We start from the raw sequence: 18,861 nt of genomic DNA, 5'->3' as shown, positions 1-18,861 counted from the left end.
TATGATAACGCATCGTTGCTTGATAATAGAAGACGACATCAACACAGCTAATGATGTAAAGCATATTATTGCCAATCATTTTGAAACCCTACACATACTAGATCCTGTTGATAATATCATAGATGCCAAATCAATAATTGAAAAGGAACAACCAGATCTTGTTATTTCTGATATAAATCTTAAAAATGATACTGCCTTCAGCTTATTCAAACAGTTTGAAAACATCTCTTTTAAAATTATTTTTATCACATCCTATAGTAAATATGCTGTAGAAGCTTTTAAGTTTAGTGCACTTGATTTTTTAGAAAAACCTTTTGCTGATGATGCGCTTATTTCAGCAGTAACCTCAGCAATGTCTATCATTGATCAAGATGCTTACAATACTCAAATTCAAACGTTCTTTCATAATTTCAACCCAAATCAGAATAAGAAAAAACTGGTTTTAAAAAATGTCGAAGCGGTTCATATTGTATCAATAGATGCCATTATCTACATCAAATCTGATAATAATTATTCAGAATTATATATTGACGATGGTCGAAAAATTGTAATATCTAAACCACTAAAGTTTTATGATGAACAATTACGTTCTTACTCGTTTTTTAGAACACATCAATCCTATCTGGTTAATCTAGACTTTGCTAAAACGTTTCATAAAAAAGACTCTGTTTTAGAATTAACTGATGGCCGGCAATTGCCTGTTTCTAATAATAAATATTCGGCGTTAATTCATTATTTAAGTCAAATTACCTAATACTCATTTGTATGTGCTAAATTCTCAATAAAGGCATATAAATTCTAAACTCAACTCGTTTCAAACAATTTCATTACTAGCTTCATAGTATCACTGAACAACCAAAATTCACATATTATGAAAACTAGACATCTATTATCCATTGTGCTGGTACTGCTTTTTATTGGCAACACAACAGTAAGCGCTCAGCAATTATTTGAGAATGATACCGCTAATTTTAATTCATTTACTATTCCTTCGGAACTTATTGATATAAGAACTTACGAAATTAGTCTTGATGAAGAGATCCTGTATGACTTTGCGAATTCGCCCAAAAGTATTACCGAGTATGAAGCTCAAGAGGAAGCTGTTGCTTATGTAATGAATATGATTGCTTTTGGAGCTGGCTTTGGATTTACCGATGCCGAAACGCTTTGGTGTTTGCATGCTGCATACTATCTAAGGCTCGCTATGCTTAACAATTCTGCTCTTTACGGATCATTGGGTGTAGGCTATAACTATACAAATGCAGAGTTTCTAACTGTTGGTTTACTTGACATTACATTAAAGGCTTTGATGTTCTCTGTGCTATCAAAGCGCTACCAACAAGTACGTGCTCAATATGGAATATTTGCAAAGTACGGCTTTGGGACTAACAAATTTGAAGATGGCTTTAAAACCGATATCACCAGATTATCATTAGGCGTTTTAGTTGGTTTACATATTCTATTGTCTCCTCAGTGGTCGTTGATGGTTCAAACGAATATACTGACTTATCAAGAGCAAACTACAACATCTGGAGGTAGTGAATTTAAAGACAATCAAACCTTTGGGCTTATTAATAAAAACAACCTGCTTTTACTTTCTCTGGTCTTTACGCTCCCCAATTCGAGACGTTAATCAATAACTATTAAAACCACATATTATGAAAGCAATTAAAGTATTATCAAAAACACTATGTGCTGTAGCATTTTTGATGCTAATGGTTACAAACTTTGGATGTGCTGCATTTTTTGATGCAGAACTAGGATCAAAACCCATACCAGTAAAAGAGGATGGAACACCAGATTTTGAGAAAATCGAAGATATGGTACTTGAAGATTTCAGAAAAAACAATCAGAATTTTTATCCGCAAAACTTCCTAGAATTCTCAGGTGGCTTAGGACTGGATTCTACCGAAGACGACAACGAAACATCCTATTGTATTGGTGCTGGATATAATTACAGAATTTCTGAAGACAATTACAATAGAGCAAGCTACTTAAGAGGGTTTGCAACGCAACACTGGCGAAATTCTGACAATATAGAATCTAGTATTACTCGTGTTGGTGCTGGGTACACCTTGTTTGATCGTATCGACAAATTAGGCCAACTTGATCTCACCTATGGTCTGGATGTAAGTTATGGGTTTGGAACGTTCGAAAATTTTAATGTCGATGAGGATTATACTGAGTTAGCGGCTTCATTCAAAATAGGTGCTAATTATCAGGTCACTGATCGATTTGCTGTAGGTATCACAGCACCCGTATTTTCTTGGGCACAACAAAAGTTTGAGGCAAACGGGTTTGAATTTGAACAAGATCGCACTTGGGTAGGTCTCAATAAAGACAATCTGGTCATGGCATATGGAAGAATTAATCTGGATTAATGCCTGAAGCAAAAAGAAAATAACGTCTTATGGTTAATTAATAGATAATCATAATTTGTGGAGAGCCCTTACTTTAACTGGTTAGAGTAAGGGTTTATTCCAAAAAAATGATAACAATACTATCTCAACTCACAAAAACAAGCTATTATGAAAACAAAAATACTATTACAACTCTTTCTTGCTATTGTTTCTACAAGTGTATTGCAATTACAAGCTCAAGACAATGAAAGGGCTGATATATTTAAGGCTTCCGATGAACTTTATGAAGCTTTCAATACCATGCACACTACTGCAAAATTTGACACTAAAAACCTTAAATGCAATGTTGAACAAATTGTAAAAGATTATCAGCTCGTATTTGGTAAACATACCTTCGGCTATACGTTTAATTATGTTCAAGAAACAATTGACAACGTTAATACCTTAACAACCCTTGTCGATAAAGGTAACTATGCTACTATTTTTGATAAACTATTTGAAACATTTGACAGCTCAAAATCTTATGAGGAATTTACAAAAGATATTACCACAAATAATCTTACAGTTAAAGAGCTGCCAAAGGATAAGGCCCAAAACCTAAGGCTAACTTACGGCTTATTAAAAGTGATTCACGATGGAGGTATGTTAACATTTCATGATGCCGACCGTTTGGAAATTGGTGGATGCAGTGATTATACTGCGTATCGATTAAAACTTAAAAAGAAAAATCTAGGTCAAGTCACCTGGGAAATAAAGACTACAATAGATATTGATTGTAACTGTGCCTTCTCGGACAGAAAATACGATGTGGATCTTTTGAAATTTGAATACACAGCAGAAGTCAGCGGCTTTTTTACAGCTAAAAATAAAACATTCGGTAAAGCAAAAAACCCAACGCTTAAAGTGCTTAGGTATCAATGTTGCCAGGAAAAAGAAGAAAAAGAAGAGGAGCCGACAAAAACAGCTCTAAATGATGATGAAAGCATTCAAGACCTTATGCAGAACCAAACTATAGGATTTGGTGCTGGCGTTGGTTTTAGTCAGGATTTTGATGAAACCACATGGTGTATTACTGCCGAATATTTATATCAGATAAATACTGATGAATATAAGGGTTGGTATGTTGGTGGCAAAGTCACGCATTCTAATACAAGTTTTAATGATTTTAGCTCTAGCAGAACTGTTGCTGGTGGAAAATTTCAATATAACTTTTCTGCAGTACCAAGTGGCGAAACTCAATTTGTAGCAGGTCTTATGGCTAACTATGCTTTTGGTAATAATGATTTTAATGGATTCAAAGATGATTTTAACGGAACTGTATTTTGCGCCTATGGTGGAGCCAATGTCAGGATAAGTGAAGACTGGTCTGTTGGCTTACAGTTTCCTATTTTAATATTTGAAAATCTAACATTTAAACCTGAAAGTGGCGGTGAATTTAAAACCGATGCCACATCCCTATTTATAAATAAGGATAATCCGCTGAAAATAGTAATCAGACGAAGTTTATAAAATTGATAATTTGAATTGGTCTTGATTTGAAGAGGTTTTAAATTAATTAAAGCCTCTTCTTTTTAATCCTCTGCGGCTACTTCCTCGACATCAAATGGTTTTCCGAGATAAACTAATTTGAAGCTTTCACCAACCTCATCAATGTCAGTATTATACGATGAGATGATGTGTAATTCGCCTTCACTATCTTTTATGAATAACGGAATAATATCCTTATCGTTATTAGTAATCTCAATTAAGCTATCGTAGTGCGCTTTGTCATCAAGATCTATTTCCTGTATCGAAGGATAATTGCGTGTAACTTCGGTTAGCCTATTGTAGTCATCAGTATGAGAGAACAGGCCTTCTTTAGGGTTGTTCTCTGGGTTATTCATTTCTATAGAACTCACCAACCTAAATGATCCGTTTTCGCCAAACTGCTTAGCAAATTTGTTAATAGCATATTTATTAATATCACTATTTCCTGTCATTGCCATAAGGTAACCTACGTCATTCAGCTCAATATTATCTGATAGTGTTTCTGAATAGATATTGGTATTTATAGCTTCTAAACCTAACTCTTTTGCCTTATCAATATTAGATTGATTACTATCAATAAGAACCACATGTCTACCATTAGATTCCAGATAGTGCCCTAATAATCTAGACACTTTTGAAGCGCCCACAATAAGGATTCCGTTAGATTTTGTTAAGAATACACCTACCAATTTAGCAAATAAACGTGCTGTAGTAGCGTTCAATAAAACAGTTCCCAGAACGATCATAAAAACCAAAGGTGTAATGTATTCGGCACCTTCAACACCTTGTTTTATAAGTTTACTACCAAAAAGAGAGGCAATACCAGCAGCTACAATACCGCGAGGTCCAACCCAACTTACAAACAGTTTCTCATTTAAACTAAGTTTTGAGCCTCCCGTACTTAGAAAGACGGCTAGTGGTCTAATCACAAATACTACTATAGCGAATAAGGCAGCTGTTTTCCAGGTGTATAATAACTCTAGGTCTTCGATATTGATATTTGCCGCTAATAGAATAAAGAGTATGGATATTAAGAGCACACTCAATGATTCTTTAAAGTATAACAGTTCTTTTATATTTTGAAGCTTCCCGTTTCCTAATACCATTCCCATGACAACTACTGCTAATAATCCAGATTCGTGCGCAAAAATTTCAGATTCTACAAAAACAAGCAATACAGTAGACAAAGACACAACATTCAACAAATAATGAGGAATAAACTTTTTATTGATAGCAAACGCTAATGCGTGAGCAAATGTGAAACCAAAGGTGGTTCCAAAAAGAATAATTTTACCAAACTCAATAAACGCTGTTTTAGTAAAACCACTATCGCCTTCAACGCTTATAAATTCAAAAACCAATACTGCTACAAGGGCTCCAATTGGATCGATTAAAATGCCTTCCCATTTAAGAACAGCCGATAAATCTTTTTTTAGTGGAATGTTTCTCAGTATAGGTGTTATTACTGTTGGACCAGTAACAATGATTAATCCAGAGAATAAAAAAGACAATTCCCAGCTCAAATTAAAAATAAAATGAGCAACAAAACCTGCACCAAAAAAAGTGACTGCGGAGCCTAAGGTAATAAGTTTGGTAATTACAGGGCCAACATTTTTTATTTCAGAACGTTTGAGTGTAAGTCCACCTTCAAATAAAATAATACTAATGGCTAACGAGACAAAATAATACAAGCCCTCTCCTGGGAATAACCCCTTTTCCCCATTCCAAATAGGTTCTATCCATTTTGTACGATCCTCTGATAAATATTCAGCGGCAATTGGACCAACTAAAAGCCCTATTAAAATCAATGGAAGAATTGCAGGGATTTTAAATTTCCAAGCAAACCATTGCGCCAGTATTCCTAAGATGATAATTCCTGCTAATTCTAACATGTATCTATTTTTTTTGAACGCTAAATATAAAAAGAAAGTATTTTAACTCCGCTTAAAATCAATTAAAAACCTACAGATTAGGCTTATGTTTTAGTAAGGATAAAAAAAAATACTACCTTACCCTCGAAATTGATTTTTAATAGCACTTGACAAAAACTAATTTTCATACTATAGGTATTGGAGTTCTATTTTCTCCAAACCTAAAAGCAAATATTTACGAAGCTTCGAGGTTGGCGTTGTTGTTCAAATCTAAACACATATAGTTAAATAAATGGAAATTACACCAAAAAAAGGTTTTAAGGGTTTAATTGAAAATTGGCAAAGTGATTTAATTGCTGCGGTGAGTGTTTCACTTATTGCTTTACCTCTTTCATTAGGAATTGCTTTGGCAGCTGGTGCACCAGCTATGTCGGGTATTCTTTCAGCAATTGTTGGTGGTGTTGTAACAACTCTTTATCGAGGGGGTCACATATCAGTCAACGGACCTGCCAAAGGAGTTATTGCGGTTATACTTTTAGGTATTGCACTGATGGATGATGGTTCAGGACAAGCATTTAACTATGTATTGGCAGCAGTGGTTGTTTCTGGTGCAATTCAAGTGTTATTGGGATTATTGAAATTGGGTCGATTAGCGGATATATTCCATTCCTCTGTGATTCATGGTATTTTGGCAGCCATAGGGATTATCATCTTTGCAAAACAAATCCATGTCGCCTTAGGTACGCATTCTGATAGTCCAAATATTATACAAAACCTTATTGATGCTATATTACATTTACCTGAAGCCAACCCATTTGTGGTAATTATTGCATTAGTAGGTCTACTTTTACTATTGTTTCATTCTAAAATTAGTAACCGGTTTTTCCATATTTTACCTACACCAATGTGGGTTATTGCGCTTTCTATTCCATTTGTTTATGCATTCAATTTCTTTGACCAACATATGCTTTCATTCTTTGGAAAGGCATACGAGGTAGGACCTCATCTTCTATTGAATATTCCAGATAATATTATGGATTCAATAATGCATCCAAATTTTGGTAAGATTAATACCATTGAATTCTGGACAACCGTCATATCCATTTTAATCATTACAAGTATTGAATCATTAGCCATCGCGAAAGCTGTTGACAAAATTGATCCTTATAAACGAAAGACAGATTTGAATAAAGACTTAACAGGCATTGGGTTAAGTACGATGGTAGCTGGTATGATTGGAGGTTTACCTATTATTGCAGTAATTATCCGAAGTACTGTCAATATTCATAATGGTGCAAAGACAAAGTGGTCCAATATGTATCAAGGACTATTATTGTTAATTTTCATTGTAGTTTTGAGTCCAATAATGCGACAAGTGCCTCTTTGTGCTTTTGCAATTTTGTTAGTATATACTGGTTTTAAATTAGCTTCACCTGCAGTCTTTAAACAAATTTACAATCAAGGAATTGAGCAATTAGTATTTTTTGTAGCCACCATGGTTTTAACACTTTACACTAATTTATTAATTGGTTTACTCGGTGGGTTATTATTGGCACTGGTCATTCACATGTTATTGGCAAGAGTATCCATCTCTCGATTTTTTAAAATGATTTATAAGTCGCGTACAAAGTTGATGGAACGATCAGATGGTAGTTTCGATTTAAAGATTAGAGGTATTGCGAATTTTTTAGGCATTATAAAAGTCGATAAACTAGTGGCTCAAATTCCTTCTGGAGCAGATGTCAATATTGATTTATCAGAAACAAGATTGGTAGGCATTACCTATATGGACTACCTAGTGGAATACCTAAACACCCAAAGGGCTACAGGCGGTAAGGTCTTTATATCAGGATTGGATTCTCATGTTTCATCCACTACCTATAACAGGGCTTTAAAAATTAATATCATTGGCTCTGGTGCTAAACTATCGCAAAGGCAAAAACGATTACGAAATTTAGCAACTGAGAAAAATTATCAATACGCAAGTCAAGTTGATTGGAATACTGATTATTTAAAGAAGTTCCACTTTTTTGAAATTAGACCTATTGAACGCAAATACAATTGTCTCAAAGGAACATTTAAAGATTTGGATGTGTCTTGGGAAATTTCAGATGTAACATTCAATGAAGGCCAAGCTTTTACAGCTGAGACGTTTAATACGACTTTAATGGTCTTGAAATTGAATAAAAAAATTCCCGTTTTTACCATGGAAAAAGAAGCTGTATTAGAAAAAATATTTGACAGGGTGATGGCATTTACGGGCTACAAGGACATTGATTTTGAGATGTATCCTGATTTTTCTAAAAAATTCTTACTTATGGGGAATAATGAATCTGAGATTAGGTCATTTTTTACAGATGAAATCATTCGCTTTTTCGAAAGTCATCAGATTTATCATATAGAAAGTAATGGTGAGACACTAGTTATTTTTGATAAAATCAAATTGGCGAGGACAGATGAAACCATTGCATTTATAGATTATGGTAAAGAATTAGCCGCAATCATAGATACAATGGATTAGAGATATAGAAATGAAACACAAAATTAAAAAACCATTCCTAACCACGTGTATAAGTTGACAATCTTAATAAAGTCCGTATTTTCAGCAAACAAAGACTTGCTAGTACCAAAGAGATCAAAACGCTTTTAGACTTTGGTAAACGATTAAAGACTGTTATTTCATAATAATCTGCTAAAACCTATCGTGTTAACAATCCTATTTATTATTTTGCATCCATGAATTTATATCCTATAAATGCCGGAAATTTTAAGCTCGATGGAGGCGCTATGTTTGGAGTTGTTCCTAAATCGTTGTGGACAAGAACTAATCCTGCAGATTCTAACAATATGATAGATATTGCGGCACGTTGTTTGTTAATTGAAGATGGAAATCGGTTAATTCTTATCGATACAGGAATGGGTAACAAGCAAAGTGATAAATTTTTTGGATACTATTATCCATGGGGAGATGATACTTTAGATGGCTCTCTAAAAGCTCATGGCTTTCATCGTGATGATATTACCGATGTGTTCTTAACACATCTACATTTTGATCATTGTGGTGGAAGTATACAGTGGAATAAAGATAAAACAGGTTACGAACCTGCTTTTAAAAACGCCCACTTTTGGACTAATAAAAACCATTGGCAATGGGCTACTCAACCTAATCGACGTGAAAAGGCCTCGTTTTTAAAAGAGAATATTTTACCAATGGAAGAGAGTGGACATTTAAAATTCACCTCACTTCCAGAAGGCGATATATTGAAAGCATCAGAATTAGGTTTCGATATTTTTTTCGCTGACGGTCATACTGAAAAACAAATGATACCAATGATACATTACAAAGGGAAAACGATTTGTTTTATGGCAGATCTACTGCCTACTGCTGGTCATTTACCTTTGCCTTTTGTTATGGGTTATGACACACGCCCTTTGCTTACATTAGACGAAAAAGAGCGATTCCTGAATTTAGCTGCAGACCAAAACTTTTACTTGTATCTAGAGCATGATGCACACAATGAAATTATAACTGTTCAGCATACCGAAAAAGGTGTGCGACTAAAAAACACATACACCATTAACGATATTTTTAATTAATACTATTATGAAGTACACATTTAAACCTTTTTTATATTCAATTTTTGCATCTGCGATGCTTTTAGGATGCGGTAGCACATCTGGAGTCTTATCTACTCCTATAGAAAATATTGACACCTCTCCTTTAAAAGAATCTGCACTTAGTGAGGCTGAGAAAAACTCTTGGTCACATTTGGACCTAGTGCAAGATACTATTCCGGGAATGAGCGTCAATAAAGCTTACACAGACATCATTAAAAATAAAAAAGGTAAAACTGTTATTGTAGCAGTTCTTGACAGTGGAATAGACATTGACCATGAAGATTTAGATGATGTCATTTGGACCAATAAAGATGAAATTCCAAATAATGGTAAAGATGATGATAATAACGGTTATGTTGATGATATTCACGGATGGAACTTTCTTGGAGATGCTTACAACGAGCAACTTGAATTTGTACGAATACTAGCTTCAGGAGATAAAAGTAATCCTAGATATGCTGAGGCAGAAGCACAATACAATGAAGATGTTCAAAAATATACTGGATACAAAACACAATATGAGCAAATCTTACAACAGGTAAAATCTGCTGACGAAACATTAACTAAGCACTTTGGAAAATCAGATTATACCAAAGAAGACGTTGCCGCTATCAAAACAGATAACGAGAGTCTTAATCAGGCAAAACGAATCGCTCAATATATGTACAGTAATGGATTAGAGCCATTATCAGAAGCTAAAACCGAACTCGAAGATGGTTTGGTAAGCATTAACGATCGTTTGAATTATAACTACAATATTAACTTCAGTGGACGCAAAACTGGTGATAATCCAAATGATCTTAACGATAAGGTTGGTTATGGAAACAATAACCCAAGACATTCAGTAAAATCTGAAAGTCATGGTACACATGTTGCCGGAATTATTGCAGCGGAGCGCAATAATGGAAAAGGAATGAATGGTGTAGCTAATAACGTTCAGATTATGGCGATTCGATCTACTCCAAATGGAGACGAATACGATAAAGACGTTGCTTTAGCTATTCGTTATGCTGCCGATAATGGTGCTAAGATCATCAATGCTAGTTTTGGTAAATCGTTCTCTCCTCACAGCGAATGGGTTAGAGATGCTTTAAAATATGCTGCTGAAAAAGATGTTCTTTTTGTTCATGCAGCAGGAAACGATAGTAATGATATTGATGTGGCAAATAATTATCCTAATGATGCTGTTGGTACTGGACCAGAAGTTTCAGACAATGTAATCACAGTAGGATCTCTAACTGAAAAATATGGGTCTGGTATGGTCTCTGGTTTTTCTAACTACGGATTAGTGAACGTTGATGTTTTTGCTCCTGGTAGTGATGTGTATTCAACAATGCCAGAAAACGAATATGCTTTAAACAGTGGAACATCTATGGCTGCGCCAAATGTTGCTGGAGTTGCAGCATTGATTCGCTCGCAATATCCAAGCCTTTCTGCTGCTCAGGTTAAAAAAATCCTTATGGATTCTGGGCTTCCTGTAAAAGCTAAAGTTACTGTTGGTGAAAATGGTGAAGTTAAATCGCTTTCTGAAATTTCTAAATCAGGTAGAATTGTAAATGCATACAATGCACTGATAATGGCTTCTCAAATGGCGAATTCTAAATAAATCTGAAGGTAAAAAAAGAACTATGAAACGAAAAATTAGCACACTGTTATCTTTATGCATGGCAATACTTACTTTGTATACACATGCACAAGATCAGTCAATAATCTATAAAACAGATGGGTATTGGCAACAGCAAGCCGATTATACTATGGATATTGATATGGATGTAAACACCTATCAATTTAAGGGTACCCAAAATATAAAATACACAAACAACTCTCCTGATGTTTTAGATAAAGTATTTTATCATTTATATTTTAATGCGTTTCAGCCTAATAGTGAAATGGATGCCAGATTACAGAGCATTCAAGATCCAGATGGTAGAATGGCCGTAAATAAAGGAACACGAGAGAAACCGGCTTATGAGAGTAGAATTTCAAAACTTAAGGAGGATGAAATTGGTTATATCAAAGTAAAATCTCTTAAGCAAAACGGAAAAAACCTCAACTATGAACTTTCGGGAACTGTTTTAGAAGTGACACTTAATTCGCCTATTAAGCCTGGCGAAACTGTAAATTTTGATATGGTTTTTGACGGACAGGTTCCTGTTCAAATTCGTCGTTCTGGCCGTAATAACAAAGAAGGTGTGGCTTTATCTATGGCGCAATGGTATCCTAAGTTAGCTGAATATGACGACGAAGGTTGGCATGCTAACGCTTATATTGCAAGAGAATTTCATGGCGTTTGGGGAAATTTTGATGTTAAGATCACCATTGATAAAGATTATGTTATTGGTGGAACAGGTTATTTACAAAACCCGGATGAGATAGGTCATGGTTACACGACCAATGATGTAAAACCAAAAGGCAAAACCTTAACTTGGCATTTTATTGCACCTAATGTACATGATTTTACTTGGGCAGCAGATAAAGACTACATTCACGATACACTTCAGGTTTCTGACGGACCAATGCTACATTTCTTTTATAAAAAGACCATGGCTGAGGATAAATTAGAGAACTGGAAAAATCTTCAACCTGTTGCAGCTCAATTGATGCAGTATTACAGTGAGCATGTTGGTAAATACCCTTACAAACAATATTCTGTGATACAAGGAGGTGATGGCGGAATGGAGTACGGTATGTGTACACTTATTGTAGGTGAAGGAAGTTTTAATGGTCTGGTAGGTGTTACTGCGCACGAAATGGCACACAGTTGGTTCCAGTTCTTATTAGCCAGCAACGAGTCAAAACACGAATGGATGGACGAAGGATTTACTAGCTATATTGATGATAAAGCTATGAACCACATTAATAAATCTAATAAAGTAAATCCGTTTTCCAATGCATATAGAGGGTATATTTATTTAGCAAATTCTGGAGTTGAACAACCTTTGACCACACATGCTGATCGCTATGCCTATAATAGAGCATACTCTATTTCTGCATATAGTAAAGGTGAAGTGTTTTTAGCACAACTTGGCTATGTTATTGGCGAAGAAAACTTAGAAAAAACCATCAAAAAGTATTTCACTGATTTTGCTTTTAAACACCCAAAACCTATGGATGTTATTCGTACTGCGGAAAAAGTCTCAGGTTTAGAATTGGATTGGTATTTAATGGATTTTGCTCAAACCACAAATACGATTGACTATGCTGTAAAAAGTATTGAGGGTAAGAGCATAACCTTGGAGCGTATTGGAATTATGCCAATGCCTATTGATCTAAAAGTGACTTATACTGATGATTCTACTGAAGATGTTTACATTCCGTTGCGTCAAATGCGCGGAGAAAAACCATCCTCAGCCATAGTAAAAGACGATTGGGCTTGGGCCTATCCAACATACACATTTGACGCTTCAAAACCAGTAAAATCTGTAGAAATCGATCCCAACGGATTTATGGCAGATATCAAACGTGATAATAATACCTTGTCTGTAGAGTAATTTTTGAGCAGATAAAAATTAAAAGCCTTGTCTTAATTGATGAGGCTTTTTTAATACCAGCCTTCATTTTCATAAGACTCAATTTTAGAGGCGCGTTCTCTGTTGTAAAGCAACAGATGTGTGGCATCTACCCTCTTATTTCTATAGCCAAGTAAATGAAAAATAGACTTGGCAAAAAACTTTGTGACTTTCAGGTTCACTTTTAGTGCAGCTTTACTGTTATTTTCCCAGGATATTCCGGGTAATAGAACCAATAATCCATCAAATTTTAAATATCTAAGTATAGCCGATAGTTTTAAAAAGAACGGTTTGATTGGTCTGATTATAAAAAAGCCTTCTGCACCTTTTTTCTGATACAATGGCATAAACAGTCTTGCGCTTCGAGAGCATTCCAGATCTTCTCCATTACTCGTTGCTAATACAGTTCCTTTTTTGACAGGTTGAAAACTTTTAAAACCTTCCTTCATTTTAAAATTGTCACCCTCTTTTAGTCGATGTAGATACACAACTTCAAAAATTTCGGTTAAGTTTTCAGAATTAGATTTCAATAACTCGTGGTACTTTTTGAAATCAGGCACAGTCTCCTTGTCCATGATTTTAGCGTGAACTAAAGCCTGATAAATAAAAGAGATACTATTGTCTATAGCTTCCTTTTCTTCGTGCTGTCCAGATTCAAAACCTAAAGACACATAACCCAATTCATTGATGTAGCTTAATAAAGGTCCGTTTAGGTACTCTTCAATTCCTAAAACGATAGGTACAGGAAATAGTTTCGAAAACTTTCTGTTAATTAACGCGTCATTAATCGTTATAAATGGTAAGGTTTTACTTGAAGTAGTGTGGAAGTCGATAAAATAAAAAGGGCCTGAGTCTGTGGTAATAATATCTTGTAAGAGCTTAAAGATCTCTAGTTGTTCAAGTTCTTCAATATTGAATTGATCTTTGGACTTTAACGCCTCTAATTGCTCTTTAGTCCAAATCCTGTTAAGATCTTTGTCTAAAAACCGTTGATTGGATTTTAAAGCCTGTAAATTACCAGAGATTCCGTAGATATTTCCGTGTATAGTTTCTGGGTCAATCGTCTTTAAAACACGTTCTAATGCAAAAACACCTGCCGTTTCATTACCATGAATACCTGCAAAAAACACAATGCTTGCGCCTTTATTCTTTCCTTTTATATTGGCTATTATTCTATCCACTGATATTGTATTATTAATAGCTTTACTAAAGACTTCCGTCATATACTTTAAAGATCATTGGATGTCAATATACCTACTAATTTGTTGCCTTTTACAACAGGAAGGCAATTAATTTCATTTTTTTGCATTATTGTTTTAGCCTCTGCTATAGACTTATCTTTTGTGATTGTTATTAAGTCTTCTTTCATAAAATTTTGAACGCTTTTAGTGCTTTCTTCAATTTCATTAATATGATTTTCAATATCTGTCCAGCTCAACAAGCCGATAAGGTCTTTTTTTACATTGATTACTGGCATATGATGAATATTTTTCCATTTCATAATATTAATAACAAGCTCTAAACTGTCTTTTTTGCCTACAGAAAACAAATCGGTATTCATAACATGTAGCACTTTTTTATCAATGTCAAATGTCGTGTTTGCATGTTGATCTAAAACAGTCCATGTTGATACAGGGAAATCATGTTCTTGTTTTAAATACATATTAGCTGTTAATACCTGAAGCGCTTCATTGCGCTTTTTCGACTTTAATAAATTTCTATAACTCTTTGTCAGCCATTGCGAGCCGTTATGACTTTGGACTCTGTTTTCAATAACCGTTAAGTAATTCTCAGCATCTCTGGGTGCAATTCCCATTTTATAAAGCCCTCTGTATGCCATTGGTAGTAGTTCATCTAAAATTAGACTTTTACTGGTCATGATTTTCCCTTTCCAATTGAATTGCGCAGCCATTCCGTATCTGGCAGCTGTGAAGAAGTTGGATTTTGCATCTTTAAAATCCATGGTTTCATGAATGTTATCTTCAGATTTTGGTCGACCTACCATCAAGCCTACCCAAAACATCATGTTAGCAATTTCGTCTTTCATCGTTGGACCAGAAGGAATATACCTATTCTCAATTCTTAAATGAGGTTTACCATCTCCAACACCATAGCAAATGCGGTTCCATCGATACACGGTTCCATTATGTAAGCATAAAGCTTTGAGCTTTGGAATCTCACCTTCTTTAAGCATTTCCAGGCTGTCTTTACCAAATTCGGCAGTGACCAAACTTCTAAATCTCGAAATATTATCTTTAAATATATCTGAAATGCCTCCTGTTTCCCATTGGTTACCAAAACTTACTCTTGATTGCTTTTCGTTTAAAATGAATGAATTTGCTCTGGTATCAACGCTTTGAGTAAATAGGGCAATTCGGGTTTCACTCCAGAGTTCTTTTCCGAAGAGAAAAGGTGAATTTGTACAGGCGCTTAATACAGGTCCGGAAATAGCCTGAGCCCAATTATAGCTTTTAATAAAATCGTCTGGATTGATTTGTAAATGTGCCTGAAAACTCGTGTTACAACCTTCAAGCATCACAGTGTCATGTAACAAATTTAATTCGTCAACACCTTTGATATGGATATCAAAATCTTGTTTTCTGGATTCTTTAATAGCTTCGTTAAGCACATAATAACGCTGAATTGGCGTCATATTATCAATTGTGATATGTCTTAATGATAGTGTAGGAAGAATGCCTGTAAGCGCAATTTTAGTGTTGTGTTTTTTGGCAGCTAATTTGGCTTTATCTAATAAAGATTTGAGTTGGTTATGAAGTTTTGAAAAACAATCGTCTTTAAGTTCGAATGGGTCTAGGTTGATCTCGAGATTATAGTTTCCAATTTCAGTAGTGAAATGGTCATCATCAATATCCTTTAAAATATCAAGTGCATTGCCACTGGGTAAAAACTCATGATTGACTAAGCAAAATTCTTGTTCGGCACCAATACGAATTGGTGCTTTTTCGATCATATCATTATTGATCATATAATCCAGAGCTTCTATATCCTTGGTAAGCTGATGGATATAGTTAGCCTTATCTTTCTTTTTAGATAATTTAGTGACGTTTAAATTTCCCATGACCTGACGATTTTAAATGTTAGTCAAGTTACTTCAAACTTTGGAGTTAAAATATGATTTAAATCATGGTTTACTTGTCTAACCAAAGGATAGCTACTTAAATAACCTTACACCTACACCTATATTGTGAGTAGGTTGTTGCAATTGGTTAAGGTTTGCTCTATAACTCACAAACCATTTACCTTTTCGATGGTATTGCAAGCCAAGACTGATATTGTCAAACTTAGACTGGTTCCCTCCAATTTCAGAAAAGAGAAAGAGTCCGCTTCTGTAGGTTTTAGGATATTCGATCGTTTTAGTCACAGTAATTTCTCTTGGCACTTTAAGTTTATAAGATAGTTCACTTTCCAGAAGATTGCCTTCAACGAGATTATAACTAAAAATATCCATATCGTCATGACGCAAGGTGTCTCTGTAAACTTTAGCCTTTAAGTAGTTTGTTGAGTCTTTGGTCTTCGGAAGGGTTTGATATCGTTCAGAAACCTCATCTCGATTAACATAAACGGTTTGATATTTAAGTGTCTGTACTTTGAATGTATCTACTTTAGTTTGCCAAATGGTATCTCTAACTATGGTTACTTTGGGTTGTTGATCTTCAACATGGTTTGGCGAACATTGTTTAGCCAGCAAATTGAACATAAGAATGGCCAAGATGATCAACAACAGTGTTTTTTCTGCGGAAATATTAAATAGTTTCATTGTGTTTAATTGTGTTTAAGAAGCCTCCATTCCTGATCTGTTTCGCTTCCTGAAACAAGACCAGGAATATCATTAGCTTCACATGTTTTGTTACGTTACTCAGAATCGGGTTTTTGTTTCGATTCATCATCTTCTGTAAGACTCTCCAGAGTGTCCTTAAGCGGTGTTAATTTGATCAAATTAACCAAGGCTTTAAAAGGGTTTACACCATAGATCGTGTTGTAGTTCTCTAAAATGGATTTGATCTCTGTAATAGCGATAAATCCAGCAATGATCTTTAAAAATGGTACTTCATTGACAATATATTCTTCTAGGAAGAATGCTGCCAGAATGACCAGATTATAGATAAAGAACTTAGAAATGGTATGACCAATTCTAGAACTACGAATGGGAATTCGATTTTTAATAGAGGCGTAAGAGCCTGTAATAAAATCGACAATGATCAAAAAGACCATTGTAACCATAACTGCATTAACAGGAGACAAGAGTGCCAGTAACCAAAACACGAATTTGATTACTTTTTCCATATCTAAAAGTTTTTAAAATCCCAGTAGGATTGGGTTAATTAATAGGAGCCAGCTGTCTGTAATCCAGCAACCTATATTTTGGATATGCTTTGATACATACCATGTTTCGTTGGTTTCCACCAAGGACATACACATAGTTTTTTGTAGCTTTAATGAAAAATCCAACGTGGCCTTTCCAGCTGTTTGGTGATTGGCGCCAAAACACTACAATATCACCAATATTAGGTGTTGAGGTTGAGGTTCCAACACGAAGCCAGCTTCTGGCTGTGAGTTTTCCTGAATATTCATATCCAGCGGTTTTAGCAACCCAGTTAGCGTAGGCACTACACCAGGCAGTTTCGTCTTTAAGCTTTGCGCCATCAAAACCAATATCATCAAAGTATTTTAAAATTCTAAGGTTGTCTTTGGAGCCAACAGTTTCCTTAACGCCATACTCAGATAGCGCTTTTGTGATCAAGTTCATAGTTTAAAATTTTATTGATTTTAATAAATACTGTGGTATTTATTTTTTGAAACACGATGTAAATATTTACACATATGTTTAAATTTATTTTAAGTAGACCAAACTCATTACCAAAGATTACATGTTTTGTATTGATTCTTAACCAGTCTAGGTTTAATCTGGGTTTTTTGAGTTTCCACTTAACACGAAATGTAATTAACGAACGATAAACGTTGTTAGAAAAGCGAATACAAATATAAACATATTACATGATTTATACAAACATTTTACAAATAAATAGTGTTAAATTTTGTAATTTGTTTTACTCTGATTTGGTGATAGTGTCTAAGGCTTTGAGAAGTGTTGGGTGCCTGTGGTTGCCATGCATATCGTGTATAAATTGTGCGGCAGATTTTAAGTCGATGCCAATTGCAGAAATGTGAAGCGGATTCTTACTTTGGCCTCTAAACACCTCTTTAACCGTTTTAGAATTGGCATAAAATCCACGTTTCGCCACACCAATAATTGGGACTTTGTTTTGAAGCGCCTCATACAAATAGCCTCCCAAACCATAATGACCATCGTTGTCAACATACACATGACCATCCACTAAAATGGCATCGATTTGATCGAGATCTATTTTAGTAATGATTTCTAATAAACATGGGAGTTCACGTTTATAAAACTCACCTGGTTGGTATGGTGCAACATCTTTAATAATAGCCACATAGCGCTCTTGAGGTATCTCATCTTTTTTGGTTAAAAAGGTAAGCCCAACACTTTTAGCGTAATTGGTTTTATAGTGAACGTCTAAGGCAAGATACATCTAGTTTCTTTTGAGTGGTTAAATTATTGTTCTGGAAAGCTTATCTCGTATTCTTTGCCTATTTGCTTGTCATTACTATCGACCTCACTCCATTCAAATTGATGTATATAATCCAGCTTTCTAAGGTTTTCAGTAATCATATGTATATAATTTTGCGCATCCTCAAGACTGCCTTTTAGCTCCGTCTGGTATAAGATTCCGCCATGACCATCTTCATAAGCATAGATCTCAACTGTATCGTCCTCATATTTTAGTTCTCGTTGCAAGTCTGCGGCATATCTATCTCTGATTTTAGATGGTTCTAACACCTTTCCCATAAAAGATAAAAGCGTGTCGCAACTTATTTTAATGTATCCTGAGTATATAAATCTTTTTTTCATTGGGTCTAAATTACAAAAGCCAC

Annotated in this window: 16 protein-coding genes; 8 read left to right on the top strand and 8 right to left on the bottom strand. The window is 34.8% G+C overall.

What is annotated here, in order from left to right; all coding sequences use genetic code 11:
- Position 1: 1 nt before the first annotated feature.
- The 4 genes from Q0951_RS00705 (at position 2) to Q0951_RS00690 (ending at position 3,869) form a co-directional block, all read left to right on the top strand.
- Positions 2–754 carry a LytTR family DNA-binding domain-containing protein gene (locus Q0951_RS00705; RefSeq protein ID WP_299332969.1) on the top strand — a complete coding sequence of 251 codons (753 nt, stop codon included), beginning with the start codon at positions 2–4 and terminating at the stop codon, positions 752–754.
- A 117-nt stretch (positions 755–871) separates the two neighbouring features.
- The gene (locus Q0951_RS00700; protein ID WP_299332967.1) at positions 872–1,633 is read left to right on the top strand and encodes a hypothetical protein; all 762 of its coding nucleotides are present in this window, start codon (positions 872–874) and stop codon (positions 1,631–1,633) included.
- A 25-nt stretch (positions 1,634–1,658) separates the two neighbouring features.
- Positions 1,659–2,381 carry a hypothetical protein gene (locus tag Q0951_RS00695; RefSeq protein ID WP_299332965.1) on the top strand — a complete coding sequence of 241 codons (723 nt, stop codon included), beginning with the start codon at positions 1,659–1,661 and terminating at the stop codon, positions 2,379–2,381.
- A gap of 147 nt (positions 2,382–2,528) precedes the next feature.
- A complete protein-coding gene (locus Q0951_RS00690; RefSeq protein WP_299332963.1) occupies positions 2,529–3,869 on the top strand; it encodes a hypothetical protein in 1,341 nt (446 codons plus the stop codon).
- Between the two features lie 62 nt (positions 3,870–3,931).
- Here Q0951_RS00690 and Q0951_RS00685 read toward each other — a convergent pair whose 3' ends face one another.
- Positions 3,932–5,779 carry a sodium:proton antiporter gene (locus tag Q0951_RS00685; protein WP_299332960.1) on the bottom strand — a complete coding sequence of 616 codons (1,848 nt, stop codon included), beginning with the start codon at positions 5,777–5,779 and terminating at the stop codon, positions 3,932–3,934.
- A gap of 271 nt (positions 5,780–6,050) precedes the next feature.
- Between Q0951_RS00685 and Q0951_RS00680 the strand changes: the two genes are divergently transcribed.
- From Q0951_RS00680 to Q0951_RS00665, 4 genes are all read left to right on the top strand, one after another.
- A complete protein-coding gene (locus Q0951_RS00680) occupies positions 6,051–8,279 on the top strand; it encodes a SulP family inorganic anion transporter (protein ID WP_299332957.1) in 2,229 nt (742 codons plus the stop codon).
- A gap of 215 nt (positions 8,280–8,494) precedes the next feature.
- Positions 8,495–9,355 (top strand): MBL fold metallo-hydrolase, encoded by an 861-nt coding sequence (locus Q0951_RS00675; protein WP_299332955.1) that lies wholly within the window; start codon positions 8,495–8,497, stop codon positions 9,353–9,355.
- 7 nt (positions 9,356–9,362) lie between these two features.
- Positions 9,363–10,982 carry a S8 family peptidase gene (locus tag Q0951_RS00670; protein ID WP_299332953.1) on the top strand — a complete coding sequence of 540 codons (1,620 nt, stop codon included), beginning with the start codon at positions 9,363–9,365 and terminating at the stop codon, positions 10,980–10,982.
- Positions 10,983–11,004: 22 nt separating this feature from the next.
- On the top strand, positions 11,005–12,867 hold the full coding sequence (locus tag Q0951_RS00665) for a M1 family metallopeptidase (RefSeq protein ID WP_299332951.1): 1,863 nt from the start codon (positions 11,005–11,007) through the stop codon (positions 12,865–12,867).
- A gap of 50 nt (positions 12,868–12,917) precedes the next feature.
- On the opposite strand, the gene Q0951_RS00660 is transcribed toward Q0951_RS00665, so the two are convergent.
- From Q0951_RS00660 to Q0951_RS00630, 7 genes are all read right to left on the bottom strand, one after another.
- Complete coding sequence (locus Q0951_RS00660) at positions 12,918–14,066, bottom strand: succinylglutamate desuccinylase/aspartoacylase family protein (protein WP_299332949.1); 1,149 nt, start codon at positions 14,064–14,066, stop codon at positions 12,918–12,920.
- 47 nt (positions 14,067–14,113) lie between these two features.
- A complete protein-coding gene (locus Q0951_RS00655; RefSeq protein ID WP_299332920.1) occupies positions 14,114–15,964 on the bottom strand; it encodes a CBS domain-containing protein in 1,851 nt (616 codons plus the stop codon).
- Positions 15,965–16,057: 93 nt separating this feature from the next.
- The gene (locus tag Q0951_RS00650) at positions 16,058–16,663 is read right to left on the bottom strand and encodes a hypothetical protein (protein ID WP_299332917.1); all 606 of its coding nucleotides are present in this window, start codon (positions 16,661–16,663) and stop codon (positions 16,058–16,060) included.
- Between the two features lie 95 nt (positions 16,664–16,758).
- A complete protein-coding gene (locus Q0951_RS00645; protein ID WP_299332913.1) occupies positions 16,759–17,190 on the bottom strand; it encodes a phage holin family protein in 432 nt (143 codons plus the stop codon).
- A 34-nt stretch (positions 17,191–17,224) separates the two neighbouring features.
- Positions 17,225–17,653: a TIGR02594 family protein gene (locus Q0951_RS00640; RefSeq protein ID WP_299332911.1), complete on the bottom strand. Its 429-nt coding sequence runs from the start codon at positions 17,651–17,653 to the stop codon at positions 17,225–17,227.
- 301 nt (positions 17,654–17,954) lie between these two features.
- Positions 17,955–18,458, bottom strand: coding sequence for an endonuclease V (locus tag Q0951_RS00635; RefSeq protein WP_299332908.1), 504 nt, complete (start codon positions 18,456–18,458; stop codon positions 17,955–17,957).
- Between the two features lie 23 nt (positions 18,459–18,481).
- Positions 18,482–18,838 (bottom strand): hypothetical protein, encoded by a 357-nt coding sequence (locus Q0951_RS00630; RefSeq protein ID WP_299332906.1) that lies wholly within the window; start codon positions 18,836–18,838, stop codon positions 18,482–18,484.
- Positions 18,839–18,861 lie beyond the last annotated feature (23 nt).

The organism is uncultured Psychroserpens sp., from assembly GCF_947501425.1.
Lineage (GTDB): Bacteria > Bacteroidota > Bacteroidia > Flavobacteriales > Flavobacteriaceae > Psychroserpens.
This window is presented reverse-complemented; position numbering and strand designations above follow the sequence as displayed.